This window comes from Pseudomonas wenzhouensis (genome assembly GCF_021029445.1).
Lineage (GTDB): Bacteria > Pseudomonadota > Gammaproteobacteria > Pseudomonadales > Pseudomonadaceae > Aquipseudomonas > Aquipseudomonas wenzhouensis.
In genome coordinates this window covers 3953451-3970200 of sequence record NZ_CP072610.1, presented here as the reverse complement: position 1 = coordinate 3970200, position 16750 = coordinate 3953451, and the positions used below count along the sequence as shown (strand labels likewise).

At 55.1% G+C, this 16750-nt stretch carries 12 protein-coding genes, 6 tRNA genes and 3 rRNA genes; 20 read left to right on the top strand and 1 reads right to left on the bottom strand.

All coding sequences use genetic code 11. From position 1 onward, the window contains the following. Positions 1–3: 3 nt before the first annotated feature. Positions 4–1431, bottom strand: coding sequence for a peptidoglycan DD-metalloendopeptidase family protein (locus J7655_RS18560; RefSeq protein ID WP_230925674.1), 1428 nt, complete (start codon positions 1429–1431; stop codon positions 4–6). A 181-nt stretch (positions 1432–1612) separates the two neighbouring features. Between J7655_RS18560 and tyrS the strand changes: the two genes are divergently transcribed. From tyrS to rplL, 20 genes are all read left to right on the top strand, one after another. Next, positions 1613–2815 carry a tyrosine--tRNA ligase gene (tyrS, locus tag J7655_RS18555; protein WP_230925673.1) on the top strand — a complete coding sequence of 401 codons (1203 nt, stop codon included), beginning with the start codon at positions 1613–1615 and terminating at the stop codon, positions 2813–2815. Positions 2816–3394: 579 nt separating this feature from the next. After that, positions 3395–4930: ribosomal RNA gene (locus J7655_RS18550) — 16S ribosomal RNA — on the top strand. An 85-nt stretch (positions 4931–5015) separates the two neighbouring features. Further along, positions 5016–5092 (top strand) — tRNA-Ile (locus J7655_RS18545). Positions 5093–5114: 22 nt separating this feature from the next. Further along, positions 5115–5190: transfer RNA gene (locus J7655_RS18540), tRNA-Ala, on the top strand. A 261-nt stretch (positions 5191–5451) separates the two neighbouring features. Further along, positions 5452–8345, top strand: a 23S ribosomal RNA gene (locus J7655_RS18535). Positions 8346–8483: 138 nt separating this feature from the next. Then, positions 8484–8599, top strand: a 5S ribosomal RNA gene (gene rrf, locus J7655_RS18530). The 16S, 23S and 5S rRNA genes sit together here with 2 tRNA genes alongside, the layout of an rRNA operon. A 388-nt stretch (positions 8600–8987) precedes the next feature. Beyond that, positions 8988–9953, top strand: coding sequence for a bifunctional biotin--[acetyl-CoA-carboxylase] ligase/biotin operon repressor BirA (birA, locus tag J7655_RS18525; protein WP_230925672.1), 966 nt, complete (start codon positions 8988–8990; stop codon positions 9951–9953). Then, positions 9943–10689, top strand: coding sequence for a pantothenate kinase (locus tag J7655_RS18520; protein WP_230925671.1), 747 nt, complete (start codon positions 9943–9945; stop codon positions 10687–10689). The genes birA and J7655_RS18520 overlap by 11 nt, the downstream gene beginning before the upstream one ends. An 8-nt stretch (positions 10690–10697) precedes the next feature. Beyond that, a complete protein-coding gene (locus J7655_RS18515) occupies positions 10698–11378 on the top strand; it encodes an SPOR domain-containing protein (RefSeq protein ID WP_230925670.1) in 681 nt (226 codons plus the stop codon). 141 nt (positions 11379–11519) lie between these two features. Then, positions 11520–11604: transfer RNA gene (locus J7655_RS18510), tRNA-Tyr, on the top strand. 24 nt (positions 11605–11628) lie between these two features. Beyond that, positions 11629–11702 (top strand) — tRNA-Gly (locus J7655_RS18505). Between the two features lie 6 nt (positions 11703–11708). Then, a tRNA-Thr gene (locus tag J7655_RS18500) sits at positions 11709–11784 on the top strand. A gap of 84 nt (positions 11785–11868) precedes the next feature. Further along, the gene (tuf, locus tag J7655_RS18495; RefSeq protein ID WP_230925669.1) at positions 11869–13062 is read left to right on the top strand and encodes an elongation factor Tu; all 1194 of its coding nucleotides are present in this window, start codon (positions 11869–11871) and stop codon (positions 13060–13062) included. 53 nt (positions 13063–13115) lie between these two features. Then, positions 13116–13191, top strand: a tRNA-Trp gene (locus J7655_RS18490). Between the two features lie 42 nt (positions 13192–13233). Then, positions 13234–13602 carry a preprotein translocase subunit SecE gene (gene secE / locus J7655_RS18485; RefSeq protein ID WP_230925668.1) on the top strand — a complete coding sequence of 123 codons (369 nt, stop codon included), beginning with the start codon at positions 13234–13236 and terminating at the stop codon, positions 13600–13602. Positions 13603–13611: 9 nt separating this feature from the next. After that, positions 13612–14145 carry a transcription termination/antitermination protein NusG gene (nusG, locus tag J7655_RS18480; RefSeq protein WP_004373446.1) on the top strand — a complete coding sequence of 178 codons (534 nt, stop codon included), beginning with the start codon at positions 13612–13614 and terminating at the stop codon, positions 14143–14145. A 119-nt stretch (positions 14146–14264) separates the two neighbouring features. Beyond that, complete coding sequence (gene rplK, locus J7655_RS18475; protein WP_230925667.1) at positions 14265–14696, top strand: 50S ribosomal protein L11; 432 nt, start codon at positions 14265–14267, stop codon at positions 14694–14696. Next, a complete protein-coding gene (gene rplA, locus J7655_RS18470) occupies positions 14696–15391 on the top strand; it encodes a 50S ribosomal protein L1 (RefSeq protein ID WP_230925666.1) in 696 nt (231 codons plus the stop codon). The genes rplK and rplA overlap by 1 nt, the downstream gene beginning before the upstream one ends. 211 nt (positions 15392–15602) lie before the next feature. Continuing rightward, a complete protein-coding gene (gene rplJ, locus J7655_RS18465; RefSeq protein WP_230925665.1) occupies positions 15603–16103 on the top strand; it encodes a 50S ribosomal protein L10 in 501 nt (166 codons plus the stop codon). Positions 16104–16183: 80 nt separating this feature from the next. Then, positions 16184–16552: a 50S ribosomal protein L7/L12 gene (gene rplL, locus J7655_RS18460; RefSeq protein WP_074861137.1), complete on the top strand. Its 369-nt coding sequence runs from the start codon at positions 16184–16186 to the stop codon at positions 16550–16552. Positions 16553–16750: the final 198 nt, after the last annotated feature.

Genomic DNA, 16750 nt, shown 5'->3' with positions numbered 1-16750 from the left:
GGCTTACTGCTGGTTAGCGGCGAGCATGGTGGCCTTTTCCTGGTCCATACGTGCCATCAGCGGTTTGCTCAGTTGCATGAAGCGTTGTTTCTCGCTTGCCGCAATGGGGTCGGCCATTGGCAGTTTCTGGCTAAGCGGGTCAACGTGTACGCCGTTTACCTGAAATTCGTAGTGCAAGTGCGGCCCGGTGGACAGGCCGGTGGTGCCGATGTAACCGATGATCTGCCCTTGCTTGACGTTGGCACCATTGCGAATGCCTTTGGCGAAGCCCTGCATGTGCGCGTAGAGGGTGCGATAGCGCTGGCCGTGCTGGATGATCACGGTATTACCGTAACCACCATTACGTCCTGCGAGGGTCACGCGACCATCGCCGGCAGCCTTGATTGGCGTGCCGCGCGGTGCGGCATAGTCAACGCCCTTGTGTGCACGGATCTTGTTGAGGATCGGGTGCTTGCGGCCAGTGGAGAAGCGCGAGCTGATGCGGGCGAAGTCCACGGGGGTGCGGATGAAGGCCTTGCGCATGCTTTCGCCGCTGGCGCTGTAGTAACTGGTGGTGCCTTGCTTGCTGGTGTAGCGCACCGCAGTGTAGGTCTTGCCGCGATTGGTGAAGCGTGCCGAAAGAATGTCGCCAGTGCCGACGCGTTTGCCGTTCACCACCTTCTCTTCGTAAATCACTTCGAACTCGTCGCCCTCACGAATATCCATGGCGAAGTCGATGTCGTAACCAAAGATATTGGCCAGATCCATGGTCAGGCCGTGTGACAGACCTGCACGTTTGGCAGAAAGAAACAGAGAGCTGTTGATCACACCACGGCTGTAGGAGCTGACCACTTCAGGTTTGACCAGATCGCGCTGGAAATCGAAGCCTTTATCGGTGCGGCTCAGGCGAATGGTTTCCAGATCGCTGAGCTTGCTCTGCAGGCTTTTCAGCTTGCCGTCTTCATTTAGTTCGAAGTCCAGTACCTGGCCCACTTTGAGGCGGCTGAATTGCTTGGCGTCCTTACTGCTATTGAGCGCTTCATGCAGATCATTGGCGTTCAGGCCGACCTTGGCGAACACGGTAGAAAGCGTATCGCCATTGCTGACTGTGATGTTGTGGTGGTTGGGGGCGGAGGGAGATGTGGTGTCGGCTGTTTCTAGGGCGTTTTCATCAGCGTCTTCTGCGCTGTTTTCGGCAGTGTTCGCGCTTTGCTCGATCTTGGCGAATGGCGAACCGGTGCCGGGTACTGGCAGGTCCGCTCGGAGGTCGTCTTTTTCCTGCAAGACCTGCTCGGTGTCGTTACCAAGGTCGAGGTCCAGGAAGGTTTTCTGCGCTTCGACTTCACGCGAAGGAAACACCAGCAGAGCCAGGCTCAGCAGCGCAGCGACACCGCTAGCAGCCAGGATATGGCTTTTAGGGTAGGGCGGGGCTTTAGGGATATTTTGCGTCATGGCGTGAGGCGTTTTCTTGGAATGTGCATTAACTGTATAAAATATAACCAAAATCGGCCTGGGGCAACCCTTGATATACCGAGTGGCTGCTGAGGGCGCTTACCCTGGGCAAAACTTGTAATTAGTTCGCGATCTTGTATGGTTGGTTCCCTTTCAATTTCCAGTGGTTGCGGGTTCTGTCATGAAGTCGGTCGAAGAGCAGCTGGCGCTGATCAAGCGCGGTGCAGAAGAGGTTCTGGTTGAGGCTGAGCTGGTCGAAAAGCTCAAGCGTGGTCAGCCCCTGCGGATCAAGGCGGGTTTCGACCCCACGGCACCGGATCTGCATCTTGGGCATACCGTTCTTATTAATAAGTTGCGTCAGTTTCAGGAACTCGGTCACCAGGTGATCTTTCTGATTGGGGACTTTACCGGAATGATTGGCGACCCCAGCGGCAAGAGTGCTACGCGTCCGCCGCTGACCCGCGAGCAGGTGCTGGATAATGCCGAGACCTATAAACAGCAGGTTTTCAAGATTCTTGATCCGGCCAAGACCGAGGTGGCATTCAACTCCACCTGGATGGATCAGATGGGGCCTGCCGATTTCATTCGTCTGACCTCGCAGTACACCGTGGCGCGCATGCTCGAGCGTGATGACTTCGACAAGCGCTACAGCAGCAACCAGCCGATCGCCATTCACGAGTTTCTCTACCCGCTGGTGCAGGGTTATGACTCCGTGGCGCTAAAGGCCGATGTCGAGTTGGGCGGTACCGATCAGAAATTCAATCTGCTGATGGGGCGCGAGTTGCAGCGCGCCTATGGGCAGGAGTCGCAGTGCATCGTCACCATGCCGTTGTTGGAAGGTCTCGATGGCGTGAAGAAGATGTCCAAATCCCTGGGCAACTACGTCGGCATTCAGGAAGCGCCGGGTGTGATGTACAACAAGCTTGTCTCCATGCCCGATGCGCTGATGTGGCGCTATTTCGAGCTGCTTAGTTTCCGCTCCATGGAAGAGATCGAGCAGCTCAAGCGTGACGTCGAGCAGGGCGCCAATCCACGTGACATCAAGATCAAGCTGGCAGAGGAGCTTGTCGCGCGTTTCCATGGTGAGGAGGCGGCTGCCAATGCCCATCGTTCGGCGGGCAACCGTATGAAGGATGGTGAACTGCCGGAAGATCTGCCGGAGGTCGTTTTGGCTTCTGCTGAAGATATGCCGATCTCGTCCGTCCTTAATAAGGCGGGGCTGGTAAAGAATGCGGCGGTTGCGCGTGATCTGCTGGGCTCTAGTGGTGTGCGCGTAGATGGCGAGGTGGTTGACCGTGCGTTCCTATTCAAGGTGGGGGCTACTCACGTTTGCCAGGCCGGAAAGAAGGCCTTCGCGCGCATCACCCTCAAAGCTGAGTCATAAAACTGCAATATAAGCTTGACGCGCATTCTGCTGGATGTAGAATGCGCGCCACTTCAGCGATGAAGTGCTTCAAAAACTTCTTGTTAATCAATAAGTTAAGTTCAATGAAGGGCTTGTAAAGCTGAATCTGGCGTGTAGAATGCGCGTCGGTCGACAGGGTGGAGGTTTGGCTCTGTTGGTGGTTCGGTCGAATGAATCGAAAGTGGTAGAAAAGAGGTGTTGACAGTGGTTTTGAACGCTGTAGAATGCGCCTCCCGCTGGAGAGAAGAAGTTCTGATCGAAAGCGCAAGTGGTTGAGTAGAAAAGAGTTTCTCCGGAAACAAAATCGAAAAACAGCTTGACAGGTAGAAAGGCTGCTGTAGAATGCGCGGCCTCGGTTGAGACGAAAGGCTTAACCAACTGTTCTTTAACAACTGAATCAAGCAATTCGTGTGGGTGCTTGTGAGGTAAGACTGATAGTCAACTGATTATCAGCATCACAAAGCAACACTCGTTAATTCGAGAGTTACCTTTCATTAATTTGAAAGTTTTGCGATTGCTGAGCCAAGTTTAGGGTTTTCTCAAAACCCAAGCAGTATTGAACTGAAGAGTTTGATCATGGCTCAGATTGAACGCTGGCGGCAGGCCTAACACATGCAAGTCGAGCGGATGACGGGAGCTTGCTCCCTGATTTAGCGGCGGACGGGTGAGTAATGCCTAGGAATCTGCCTGGTAGTGGGGGATAACGTTCCGAAAGGAACGCTAATACCGCATACGTCCTACGGGAGAAAGCAGGGGACCTTCGGGCCTTGCGCTATCAGATGAGCCTAGGTCGGATTAGCTAGTTGGTGAGGTAAAGGCTCACCAAGGCGACGATCCGTAACTGGTCTGAGAGGATGATCAGTCACACTGGAACTGAGACACGGTCCAGACTCCTACGGGAGGCAGCAGTGGGGAATATTGGACAATGGGCGAAAGCCTGATCCAGCCATGCCGCGTGTGTGAAGAAGGTCTTCGGATTGTAAAGCACTTTAAGTTGGGAGGAAGGGCATTAACCTAATACGTTAGTGTTTTGACGTTACCGACAGAATAAGCACCGGCTAACTTCGTGCCAGCAGCCGCGGTAATACGAAGGGTGCAAGCGTTAATCGGAATTACTGGGCGTAAAGCGCGCGTAGGTGGTTCAGTAAGTTGGATGTGAAATCCCCGGGCTCAACCTGGGAACTGCATCCAAAACTGCTGAGCTAGAGTACGGTAGAGGGTGGTGGAATTTCCTGTGTAGCGGTGAAATGCGTAGATATAGGAAGGAACACCAGTGGCGAAGGCGACCACCTGGACTGATACTGACACTGAGGTGCGAAAGCGTGGGGAGCAAACAGGATTAGATACCCTGGTAGTCCACGCCGTAAACGATGTCAACTAGCCGTTGGAATCCTTGAGATTTTAGTGGCGCAGCTAACGCATTAAGTTGACCGCCTGGGGAGTACGGCCGCAAGGTTAAAACTCAAATGAATTGACGGGGGCCCGCACAAGCGGTGGAGCATGTGGTTTAATTCGAAGCAACGCGAAGAACCTTACCTGGCCTTGACATGCTGAGAACTTTCCAGAGATGGATTGGTGCCTTCGGGAACTCAGACACAGGTGCTGCATGGCTGTCGTCAGCTCGTGTCGTGAGATGTTGGGTTAAGTCCCGTAACGAGCGCAACCCTTGTCCTTAGTTACCAGCACCTCGGGTGGGCACTCTAAGGAGACTGCCGGTGACAAACCGGAGGAAGGTGGGGATGACGTCAAGTCATCATGGCCCTTACGGCCAGGGCTACACACGTGCTACAATGGTCGGTACAAAGGGTTGCCAAGCCGCGAGGTGGAGCTAATCCCATAAAACCGATCGTAGTCCGGATCGCAGTCTGCAACTCGACTGCGTGAAGTCGGAATCGCTAGTAATCGTGAATCAGAATGTCACGGTGAATACGTTCCCGGGCCTTGTACACACCGCCCGTCACACCATGGGAGTGGGTTGCTCCAGAAGTAGCTAGTCTAACCTTCGGGGGGACGGTTACCACGGAGTGATTCATGACTGGGGTGAAGTCGTAACAAGGTAGCCGTAGGGGAACCTGCGGCTGGATCACCTCCTTAATCGAAGACATCAGCTTCTTCATAAGTATCCACACGAATTGCTTGATTCATAGTCGAAGACGATGCTGTAACGCGACCCTGTTATAGGTCTGTAGCTCAGTTGGTTAGAGCGCACCCCTGATAAGGGTGAGGTCGGCAGTTCAAATCTGCCCAGACCTACCAATTGCTTGGTGCAGAAGAATACGGGGCCATAGCTCAGCTGGGAGAGCGCCTGCCTTGCACGCAGGAGGTCAGCGGTTCGATCCCGCTTGGCTCCACCACTCTCTACGCGGTTACGGTGTGAAGATAAAGAGTTCAGAAATGAGCGCTTCAGGGTAGATCTTGCGAGTGCTGATTTCTGGTCTTTTGACCGGTACGAATATCGTTCTTTAAAAATTTGGATATGTGATAGAAGTGACTGATTAATTGCTTTCACTGGCAATTGATCTGGTCAAGGTAAAATTTGTAGTTCTCAAGACGCAAATTTTCGGCGAATGTCGTCTTCACGATTGAGACAGTAACCAGATTGCTTGGGGTTATATGGTCAAGTGAAGAAGCGCATACGGTGGATGCCTTGGCAGTCAGAGGCGATGAAAGACGTGGTAGCCTGCGAAAAGCTTTGGGGAGTCGGCAAACAGACTGTGATCCAGAGATCTCTGAATGGGGGAACCCACCCGGCATAAAGCCGGGTATCTTGTACTGAATCCATAGGTGCAAGAGGCGAACCAGGGGAACTGAAACATCTAAGTACCCTGAGGAAAAGAAATCAACCGAGATTCCCTAAGTAGTGGCGAGCGAACGGGGACTAGCCCTTAAGTTGATTTGAGTGTAGTGGAAGGCTCTGGAAAGTGCCGCCGTAGTGGGTGATAGCCCCGTACACGAAACGCTCTTATCAATGAAATCGAGTAGGACGGGGCACGAGAAACCTTGTCTGAACATGGGGGGACCATCCTCCAAGGCTAAATACTACTGACTGACCGATAGTGAACCAGTACCGTGAGGGAAAGGCGAAAAGAACCCCGGAGAGGGGAGTGAAATAGAACCTGAAACCGTATGCGTACAAGCAGTGGGAGCCTACTTTGTTGGGTGACTGCGTACCTTTTGTATAATGGGTCAGCGACTTATATTCAGTGGCGAGCTTAACCGAATAGGGGAGGCGTAGCGAAAGCGAGTCTTAATAGGGCGCTTTAGTCGCTGGGTATAGACCCGAAACCGGGCGATCTATCCATGGGCAGGTTGAAGGTTAGGTAACACTGACTGGAGGACCGAACCGACTACCGTTGAAAAGTTAGCGGATGACCTGTGGATCGGAGTGAAAGGCTAATCAAGCTCGGAGATAGCTGGTTCTCCTCGAAAGCTATTTAGGTAGCGCCTCGTGTATCACTGCTGGGGGTAGAGCACTGTTTCGGCTAGGGGGTCATCCCGACTTACCAAACCGATGCAAACTCCGAATACCAGCAAGTGTCAGCACGGGAGACACACGGCGGGTGCTAACGTCCGTCGTGAAAAGGGAAACAACCCAGACCGTCAGCTAAGGTCCCAAAGTTATGGTTAAGTGGGAAACGATGTGGGAAGGCTTAGACAGCTAGGAGGTTGGCTTAGAAGCAGCCATCCTTTAAAGAAAGCGTAATAGCTCACTAGTCGAGTCGGCCTGCGCGGAAGATGTAACGGGGCTCAAACCATACACCGAAGCTACGGGTTCATCCTTTGGATGAGCGGTAGAGGAGCGTTCTGTAAGCCTGTGAAGGTGAGTTGAGAAGCTTGCTGGAGGTATCAGAAGTGCGAATGCTGACATGAGTAACGACAATGCGAGTGAAAAACTCGCACGCCGAAAGACCAAGGTTTCCTGCGCAACGTTAATCGACGCAGGGTTAGTCGGCCCCTAAGGCGAGGCAGAAATGCGTAGTCGATGGGAAACGGGTTAATATTCCCGTACTTCTAGTTACTGCGATGGAGGGACGGAGAAGGCTAGGCCAGCACGGCGTTGGTTGTCCGTGTTTAAGGTGGTAGGCTGAGATCTTAGGTAAATCCGGGATCTTAAGGCCGAGAGCTGATGACGAGCGTTCTTTTAGAATGCGAAGTGGTTGATGCCATGCTTCCAGGAAAAGCTTCTAAGCTTCAGGTAACTAGGAACCGTACCCCAAACCGACACAGGTGGTTAGGTAGAGAATACCAAGGCGCTTGAGAGAACTCGGGTGAAGGAACTAGGCAAAATGGCACCGTAACTTCGGGAGAAGGTGCGCCGGTGAGGGTGAAGTATTTACTACGTAAGCCCATGCCGGTCGAAGATACCAGGCCGCTGCGACTGTTTATTAAAAACACAGCACTCTGCAAACACGAAAGTGGACGTATAGGGTGTGACGCCTGCCCGGTGCCGGAAGGTTAATTGATGGGGTTAGCGCAAGCGAAGCTCTTGATCGAAGCCCCGGTAAACGGCGGCCGTAACTATAACGGTCCTAAGGTAGCGAAATTCCTTGTCGGGTAAGTTCCGACCTGCACGAATGGCGTAACGATGGCGGCGCTGTCTCCACCCGAGACTCAGTGAAATTGAAATTGCTGTGAAGATGCAGTGTATCCGCGGCTAGACGGAAAGACCCCGTGAACCTTTACTATAGCTTTGCACTGGACTTTGAGCTTGCTTGTGTAGGATAGGTGGGAGGCTTTGAAGTGGGGACGCCAGTTCTCATGGAGCCATCCTTGAAATACCACCCTGGCAACCTTGAGGTTCTAACTCTGGTCCGTTATCCGGATCGAGGACAGTGTATGGTGGGTAGTTTGACTGGGGCGGTCTCCTCCCAAAGAGTAACGGAGGAGTACGAAGGTGCGCTCAGACCGGTCGGAAATCGGTCGTAGAGTATAAAGGCAAAAGCGCGCTTGACTGCGAGACAGACACGTCGAGCAGGTACGAAAGTAGGTCTTAGTGATCCGGTGGTTCTGTATGGAAGGGCCATCGCTCAACGGATAAAAGGTACTCCGGGGATAACAGGCTGATACCGCCCAAGAGTTCATATCGACGGCGGTGTTTGGCACCTCGATGTCGGCTCATCACATCCTGGGGCTGAAGCCGGTCCCAAGGGTATGGCTGTTCGCCATTTAAAGTGGTACGCGAGCTGGGTTTAGAACGTCGTGAGACAGTTCGGTCCCTATCTGCCGTGGACGTTTGAGATTTGAGAGGGGCTGACCTTAGTACGAGAGGACCGGGTTGGACGAACCTCTGGTGTTCCGGTTGTCACGCCAGTGGCATTGCCGGGTAGCTATGTTCGGAAAAGATAACCGCTGAAAGCATCTAAGCGGGAAACTTGCCTCAAGATGAGATCTCACTGGAGCCTTGAGCTCCCTAAAGGGCCGTCGAAGACTACGACGTTGATAGGTTGGGTGTGTAAGCGCTGTGAGGCGTTGAGCTAACCAATACTAATTGCCCGTGAGGCTTGACCATATAACACCCAAACAATCTGCCCTCGTGCAGAGGGTGTCGATGGTGAAGTCGACAGAAAGCCGAAAATTTGCAAGAACTACAAAGCATCTATCACGTATCCAAGGGATAGCGTCTCACGACGACATCCCAACCGAATTGCTTGACGACCATAGAGCGTTGGAACCACCTGATCCCATCCCGAACTCAGTAGTGAAACGACGCATCGCCGATGGTAGTGTGGTGCTTCACCATGTGAGAGTAGGTCATCGTCAAGCTCCTATACGAAACCCCCGCTTCGAAAGAGGCGGGGGTTTATTCTTTGGGGCGCGGAAAATGGCGCATGGCGGTGAGAGTCCCGGAGCGCCGGCCGACGGGACGCCAACCGAGCCTTCGTCAAGCTCCTATACGAAACCCCTGCGTCGAAAGAGTCGGGGGGGCTGCTTTGTGGTCCCGGAAATAATGCTGCGCGCACCGGCACCAGCATCGCGTGACCTCACTCCACAGGTGATATGTCGGCGTTTGGCTGGGTTGGGGTGTTGCGGTAAGTGTTGCGCATTCTGCAATGGCGCTTGGTGGGCATTCCTTGTTCTTCAGTCCCCACGTTTCTATGCAAGTCCTGACCTCATCGTTATCATGCCAGCCTTGTTCTTGGCGGGGCCTGGCATGCTGGAATTGTTGAAACTTCTACAGGATGGCCGATTCCATTCCGGTGAGGCTCTCGGAGCGCATCTGGGGATAAGCCGCAGTGCTGTCTGGAAGCAGTTGCAAGGCCTGGAGGCTGAGTTGGGCATCGGCGTGTTCAAGGTTCCTGGGCGCGGCTACCGATTGTCGTCGCCGATGGTCTTGCTGGATGCTGAACGTCTTTCCCGTGAAACAGCATTGCTGCAATGGCCAATCTTCGTTGAGACCAGTGTTGACTCGACCAACGCTGAAATTTTCCGGCGCCTTGATGCAGGGGTAAAAGCCCCCTTCGTGCTGCTTGCTGAGCGGCAGATGGCTGGACGTGGCCGGCGTGGCCGGGCCTGGGTGAGTCCTTTTGCCGAGAATCTATATTGCAGTCTCGTGTTGCGTGTCGACGGCGGTATGAGCCAGGTTGAGGCGTTGAGCCTCACGGTGGGGCTTGCTGTTGCAAAGACGCTGCAGGATTCGGGTTTAGGTGATGTAGGGCTCAAGTGGCCGAATGACGTGCTGTGTGCCGGGCACAAGATCTCCGGGATACTTCTGGAACTTGCAGGTGACCCGGCTGATGTCTGCCATGTGGTCATAGGGATTGGTATCAACGTCAATATGATGATCGATGCGACTATCGCCATCGACCAGCCGTGGACTTCGGTGCGGCAATGTATCGGGCGAATGGTCGACCGTAATGAATTGGCTGTGCGCCTGTTGCTGCAGTTGCGGGAGTGTCTGTCTCGTCACTGGCAGGGTGGATTTGCCAGCCTGCGAGATGAGTGGGAGGCCCTACACGCCTGGCGCGGGCGCAATGTGGCCCTGACGGCGGGCAACAATGCCACCTTGGGTACGGTCGTTGGTGTTGATGAGCGTGGCGCTATACGGCTGAGCGTCGAGGGTGTTGAGCATGCGTTCAGTGGCGGTGAGTTGAGCCTGAGGCTGCAGCATGATTCTTGAGCTCGACTGCGGGAACAGCTTTATAAAGTGGCGAGTGATTTCCGAAGACGGACGCCGTTTGCTGGCGGGCGTAGTGGACTCGGATGCTGCGCTCTTCGACGCGTTGGCGAATGCCTCGGCAGTGTGTGTAACGCGCTGCCGCCTGGTCAGCGTACGCAGTGATGTCGAGACGGAGCAGTTGTTGGTGCGTCTGAGGGACTCTCTGGGTGTCGATGCCGTATGTGCGCAGTCGGCTCGTCAGGTTGGTGTCGTGTGCAATGGTTACGAGGATTTCCAGCGCCTTGGCCTTGATCGTTGGCTGGCTGTCCTGGGCGCCTATCACCTGGGGCGGTGTGCTTGTCTGGTGCTCGATCTTGGGACGGCAGTGACGGCTGATTTTATTTCCGCTGATGGCCGGCATCTTGGTGGGTTCATTTGCCCAGGTCTGCCATTGATGCGTGATCAACTCAGCACCCATACCCGACGCATACGCTATGACCGGGAGGTTGCGCTGGCGGCGCTGCAGGAGCTGGAACCTGGGCGTTCCACTGCAGAGGCCGTCGAGCGTGGTTGTGTAATGATGCTGCGAGGTTTTGTTGCTGAGCAGCTGCGGCAGGCGCAGGTGCATTTCCCTGATGGCTTTGAGGTTTTTCTCACCGGAGGCGATGCCGAGTTGGTGCGCGACGTGGCTCCGGGTGCGCAGGTTGTTCCTGATCTGGTATTTGTTGGGCTGGCCATCGCCTGCCCCATGAGCTGAGGCAAGTCATGCGCTGGATTCTGCTATTGCTTCTACTGCTGAATGCCTTTTATTACGTCTGGCATCAGCAGCAGGCGCCCTTGCGTGCCAAGGAGGTGGCGCCGGCAGCTGCTTACCAGACGGCGCGCAAGGATATACAGCTCCTGAGTGAGGCGGATGCGTCTGGCGCTCGGGTGCATGCGCCGTCCACTGCGGCTCCTGTCGAGGCTGCTGTATGTCTCTTTCTGGGGAGCTTCGAGCAGGAGGAGAGGGCGCGTGTGGTGGAGCAGCGTCTGCTGAGCCTGGATATCGAGGCCGACGTGCGCAGTGTCGATGCTGCTGCCGGTGTCGAATACTGGGTTTATCTGCCGCCCCTGGCTTCGCGTCAGGCTTCATTGAGGCAACTGCGCGAGTTGCAGGCCCGGCGCATTGATAGCTACATCATCACCCAGGGCGAGCTGGCCAATGGTATATCGCTTGGTATTTTCCCGCGTAGCGATTCGGCCGCCAGCGTCATGCAGCGCTTGCGTAATGCGGGTTATGAGCCGCAAGTGCGGGAGCTGTCGCGTGCGCATCGTAGTTTTTGGGTGCGTGTATCCCCGGAAAGCCGGCGACTGGCCGATGAATTTTTGCTTGGCCAGCTCGCGGGAGACTTCGCGGGTTTGCAGCATCAATTAATGCCATGTGAAGGCGTTGCATTGCCTCAGTAGTTTGCATAGAATGGCGCCCGCTTCGCAGGGTGGTCAAAGTTGTTTCCCGACGAAGATGCTGTCGAATTAGCTAACCTCAAGATTTTAATGAGAAAAAGCTTGACAGTAGGGTGGCAGATCTAGAAAATGCCGCCTCACTTTGGAGGGGTTCCCGAGCGGCCAAAGGGAGCAGACTGTAAATCTGCCGTCACAGACTTCGAAGGTTCGAATCCTTCTCCCACCACCAGATTCAGCGTGAGCTGCAAGCTCCGCGGGTATAGTTCAGTGGTAGAACCTCAGCCTTCCAAGCTGATGATGCGGGTTCGATTCCCGCTGCCCGCTCCAAGATGTGCTGATATGGCTCAGTTGGTAGAGCACACCCTTGGTAAGGGTGAGGTCAGCGGTTCAAATCCGCTCATGAGCTCCATCTAATGAAGGCAGATATGAAAGTATCTGCCTTTGTTTTAATGGCGGCATGGCTTGCTCAATTCTTCGCTAGGAGACGGTCAAGATGGCTAAAGAAAAATTTGAACGTTCAAAACCGCACGTTAACGTTGGTACTATCGGCCACGTTGACCACGGTAAAACTACTCTGACCGCTGCTCTGACCCGTGTCTGCTCCGAAGTATTCGGTTCGGCCCGTGTTGACTTCGACAAGATCGACAGCGCGCCGGAAGAGAAGGCTCGTGGTATCACCATCTCTACTTCTCACGTAGAGTACGATACTCCACCTCGCCACTACGCACACGTAGACTGCCCAGGACACGCCGACTATGTTAAAAACATGATCACAGGTGCTGCACAGATGGACGGTGCAATCCTGGTTGTTGCTGCGACTGATGGCCCAATGCCACAAACTCGTGAGCACATCCTGTTAGGTCGTCAGGTTGGCGTTCCTTACATCATTGTGTTCCTGAACAAATGTGACATGGTTGACGACGCTGAGCTGCTGGAGCTGGTCGAGATGGAAGTTCGCGACCTGCTGAGCACCTACGATTTCCCGGGTGACGACACTCCGATCATCATCGGTTCCGCGCTGATGGCGCTGAACGGCGAAGACACCAACGAGATGGGCACCACTGCCGTCAAGAAGCTGGTTGAAACGCTGGACACCTACATCCCTGAGCCGGTTCGTGCAATTGACCGTCCATTCCTGCTGCCAATTGAAGACGTATTCTCAATCTCCGGCCGCGGTACTGTTGTGACCGGTCGTGTAGAGCGCGGTATCGTCAAGATCCAGGAAGAAATCGAAATCGTTGGTCTGCGTCCGACCACCAAAACCACCTGCACCGGCGTTGAGATGTTCCGCAAGCTGCTGGACGAAGGTCGTGCTGGTGAGAACTGCGGCGTGCTGCTGCGCGGCACCAAGCGTGATGAAGTCGAGCGTGGTCAGGTTCTGGCCAAGCCGGGCACCATCAAGCCGCACACCAAGTTCGAAGCTGAAGTGTACGTGCTGTCCAAGGAAGAAGGTGGTCGTCACACCCCGTTCTTCAAGGGCTACCGTCCGCAGTTCTACTTCCGTACCACTGACGTGACCGGTTCGTGCGAACTGCCGGAAGGCGTTGAGATGGTAATGCCTGGCGACAACATCAAGATGGTTGTCACCCTGATCAAGCCGATCGCCATGGAAGACGGCCTGCGCTTCGCGATTCGCGAAGGTGGTCGTACCGTTGGTGCCGGCGTGGTTGCCAAGATCATCGAATAATCGGTTGATCTGTCCCTCTCAGGCCGGCATAATGGTCGGCCTGATTTTGTTCTAGGTCAGTAGCTCAATTGGCAGAGCGGCGGTCTCCAAAACCGCAGGTTGGGGGTTCGATTCCCTCCTGACCTGCCATTTTCTAACGAATTTGGCGTGTCTTTCACAGGATCCTCTCGAATGAATGTTAAGGCTGAAGCCAAAGACTCTCGCTTTGATCTGGTCAAGTGGCTGGTTGTCGCTGCCCTGGTTGTAGTGGGTGTGGTGGGTAATCAGTACTTTTCTGCAGAGCCTGTTCTGTATCGTGTTCTGGGTTTGGTCGTGCTGGGCGCTGTTGCTGCATTCGTGGCGTTTCAGACTGCTCGCGGTCAGGCTTTCGCGGTACTGCTGAAAGAAGCGCGCGTCGAGATTCGTAAGGTTGTTTGGCCGACTCGCCAGGAGACCACTCAGACTACTCTGATCGTGGTCGCTGTGGTGTTGGTCATGGCGCTGCTGTTGTGGGGGCTCGATTCCCTGCTCGGCTGGCTGATTTCGCTGATTGTTGGTTAAGGGTGTCTCGTGGCTAAGCGTTGGTACGTCGTGCATGCTTACTCCGGTTACGAGAAGCATGTCATGCGCTCGCTCATCGAGCGCGTGAAACTGGCTGGGATGGAAGATGACTTCGGCGAGATTCTCGTGCCCACTGAAGAAGTGGTCGAGATGCGCAATGGTCAGAAGCGCAAGAGTGAGCGCAAGTTCTTCCCTGGCTATGTTCTTGTGCAGATGGAAATGAACGAGGCGACTTGGCACTTGATCAAGGATACCCCGCGCGTCATGGGTTTCATTGGTGGTACGGCTGACAAGCCGGCGCCAATTACCGAGAAAGAAGCTGAGGCCATTCTGCGTCGTGTTGCCGATAGTGGCGACAAGCCCAAACCGAAAACGTTGTTCGAGCCGGGCGAGATGGTTCGTGTTGTCGATGGCCCGTTCGCTGATTTTGGCGGTGTCGTCGAAGAAGTGAATTACGAGAAAAGCCGCATCCAGGTTGCTGTGACCATTTTCGGTCGCTCAACCCCGGTCGAGCTGGAGTTCAGTCAGGTCGAGAAGGCATAACTGACATAGGCATCCCCCACCCCGCAGTCCTAGGCTGCGGGGTTTTGTCGTCATTGGGATAAATGCGTAAGTAACCTCGGGGAGCCGTAAGGCGTTCGAACCCGAAATTGGAGTAGCTAATGGCTAAGAAGATTCAGGCTTATATCAAGCTGCAGGTTAAAGCCGGTCAGGCAAACCCGTCGCCACCCGTTGGTCCTGCTCTGGGTCAACACGGTGTAAACATCATGGAATTCTGCAAGGCGTTCAACGCCAAGACTCAAGGCGTCGAGCCGGGTCTGCCGACTCCTGTGATCATCACTGTATACAGTGACCGCAGCTTCACCTTTGAAACCAAGAGCACCCCGGCCGCTGTGCTGCTGAAGAAGGCTGCTGGCCTGGCCAGCGGTTCCGCGCGTCCGAACACCGTCAAAGTAGGCACCGTTACCCGTGCTCAGTTGGAAGAGATCGCCAAGACCAAGCAGGCCGATCTGACTGCCGCTGACCTGGATGCGGCCGTGCGCACCATCGCCGGCTCCGCTCGTAGCATGGGCCTCAACGTGGAGGGTGTGTAATGGCTAAGTTGACCAAGCGCCAAAAGGCCATCGCCGAGAAAATCGAAGCAGGCAAGGCCTACAGTTTCGAAGAAGCGGCAACTCTGCTGGCTTCGCTGCCTGCTGCCAAATTCGTAGAGTCCTTCGACGTCGCGGTGAACCTGGGTGTAGACCCGCGTAAATCCGACCAGGTCGTACGTGGTGCCACCGTTCTGCCGAACGGCACTGGCAAGACCGTACGCGTTGCCGTGTTCACCCAAGGTCCGGGCGCTGAAGCTGCCCTGGCTGCCGGTGCCGACAAAGTCGGTATGGACGATCTGGCTGCCGAAATGAAGGCCGGCGATCTGAACTACGACGTGGTCATCGCTTCTCCGGACGCCATGCGCGTTGTTGGCCAGCTGGGCCAGGTACTGGGCCCGCGCGGCCTGATGCCGAACCCGAAAGTCGGCACCGTGACTCCGGACGTCGCTACCGCTGTCAAGAACGCCAAGGCCGGTCAGGTGCGTTTCCGTACCGACAAGAACGGCATCATCCACACCTCCGTTGGCAAGGTCGGCTTCGAAGCCGCTGCGCTGAAGCAGAACGTGGAAGCCCTGCTGGCTGACCTGAAGCGTCTGAAGCCGTCGACTTCGAAAGGTATCTACGTCAAGCGTGTGACCCTGAGCACTACCATGGGTCCGGGTCTGCTCATTGATCAGGCTTCGCTCGACGCGTAAGTGATTGGGTCGGTGGTCGTGTGCCGCCGGCTTTGAAAGATTGGGGTCCCTGCCTGGCGGGGGCTATCCAAGACCGTAGGTGACGCACGTTTTAAATATCAGGCTTGCCTGATGGCCTACGCAGATGGTGCTCCCGATTCGTTACCGAATCAGACACCAAAACGCCGCCAAGCTTCGGTTTGGCGATACGGTAAAAACCAGGAGTAAACCCGTGGCAATTAAACTCGAAGACAAGAAGGCCATCGTCGCTGAAGTCAACGAGGCTGCCAAAGCCGGTCTGTCCGCTGTCGTGGCTGATGCCCGTGGCGTGACCGTCGGCGCAATGACCGGACTCCGTAAAGAGGCCCGCGAAGCTGGTGTGTACGTGAAAGTCGTGCGTAACACCCTGCTCAAGCGCGCCGTTGAAGGCACTCAGTTCGACGTGCTCAACGACGTGTTCAAAGGCCCGACCCTGATCGCTTTCTCTAACGAACACCCGGGCGCTGGCGCTCGTCTGTTCAAAGAGTTCGCCAAGGGTCAGGACAAGTTCGAGATCAAGGCAGCTGCGTTCGAGGGCAAGTACCTCGCAGCAAACCAGATCGACGTGCTGGCAAGTCTGCCGACTCGCGACGAGGGCATCGCCCAGCTGATGAGCGTTATTCAAGGCGCCACCAGCAAACTCGCTCGCACCCTGGCAGCCATTCGCGACCAGAAAGAAGCTGCTGCTGCCTAAGGCGGCGTGAGCACTTTCGAAATCAAACGTTTAATTTGATGGTCGCCTAGGCCGTCACCCCAATACAGGAATTGATAGTCATGTCTCTGACTAACGAGCAAATCATCGAAGCTATCGGCCAGAAATCCGTTATGGAAATCGTCGAGCTGATCAAAGCGATGGAAGAAACCTTCGGTGTAACCGCTGCCGCTGCTGTTGCCGCTGGCCCGGCTGCTGCCGCTGCTGCTGTTGAAGAGCAGACCGAGTTCAACGTCGTTCTGGCTGAAGCTGGCGACAAGAAAGTGAACGTGATCAAGGCCGTTCGCGAGCTGACCGGTCTGGGCCTGAAAGAAGCCAAGGAGAAGGTCGACACCGCTCCTCAGGTTATCGCTGAAGGTCTGAGCAAAGAAGCTGCTGAAGACGCCAAGAAGAAGCTGGAAGAAGCTGGCGCCAAGGTCGAGCTCAAGTAAGCCCGCACCTTGCGTCTACAGCCCGCGCGACTCGCACAAGGCTGATGGCTGGTGGCTTTTGCCACCGGCCTTTTTCCGTTCTAGGTCGACTGTACGTCAGTTGGCCTGGAGCCGGGAAATCCCGCCCGAGAGGCGGTTGCAAACCGAGGGTTTGCACGATTTTCTGGTCACCGCCGCCGGCGTTGACCAAATAAGCAG

Bases quoted from the DNA above. Each gene is read 5' to 3' on its own strand.
- J7655_RS18560 (WP_230925674.1), bottom strand. From the start codon at position 1,431: ATGACGCAAAATATCCCTAAAGCCCCGCCCTACCCTAAAAGCCATATC.
- tyrS (WP_230925673.1), top strand. From the start codon at position 1,613: ATGAAGTCGGTCGAAGAGCAGCTGGCGCTGATCAAGCGCGGTGCAGAA.
- birA (WP_230925672.1), top strand. From the start codon at position 8,988: ATGCTGGAATTGTTGAAACTTCTACAGGATGGCCGATTCCATTCCGGT.
- J7655_RS18520 (WP_230925671.1), top strand. From the start codon at position 9,943: ATGATTCTTGAGCTCGACTGCGGGAACAGCTTTATAAAGTGGCGAGTG.
- J7655_RS18515 (WP_230925670.1), top strand. From the start codon at position 10,698: ATGCGCTGGATTCTGCTATTGCTTCTACTGCTGAATGCCTTTTATTAC.
- tuf (WP_230925669.1), top strand. From the start codon at position 11,869: ATGGCTAAAGAAAAATTTGAACGTTCAAAACCGCACGTTAACGTTGGT.
- secE (WP_230925668.1), top strand. From the start codon at position 13,234: ATGAATGTTAAGGCTGAAGCCAAAGACTCTCGCTTTGATCTGGTCAAG.
- rplK (WP_230925667.1), top strand. From the start codon at position 14,265: ATGGCTAAGAAGATTCAGGCTTATATCAAGCTGCAGGTTAAAGCCGGT.
- rplA (WP_230925666.1), top strand. From the start codon at position 14,696: ATGGCTAAGTTGACCAAGCGCCAAAAGGCCATCGCCGAGAAAATCGAA.
- rplL (WP_074861137.1), top strand. From the start codon at position 16,184: ATGTCTCTGACTAACGAGCAAATCATCGAAGCTATCGGCCAGAAATCC.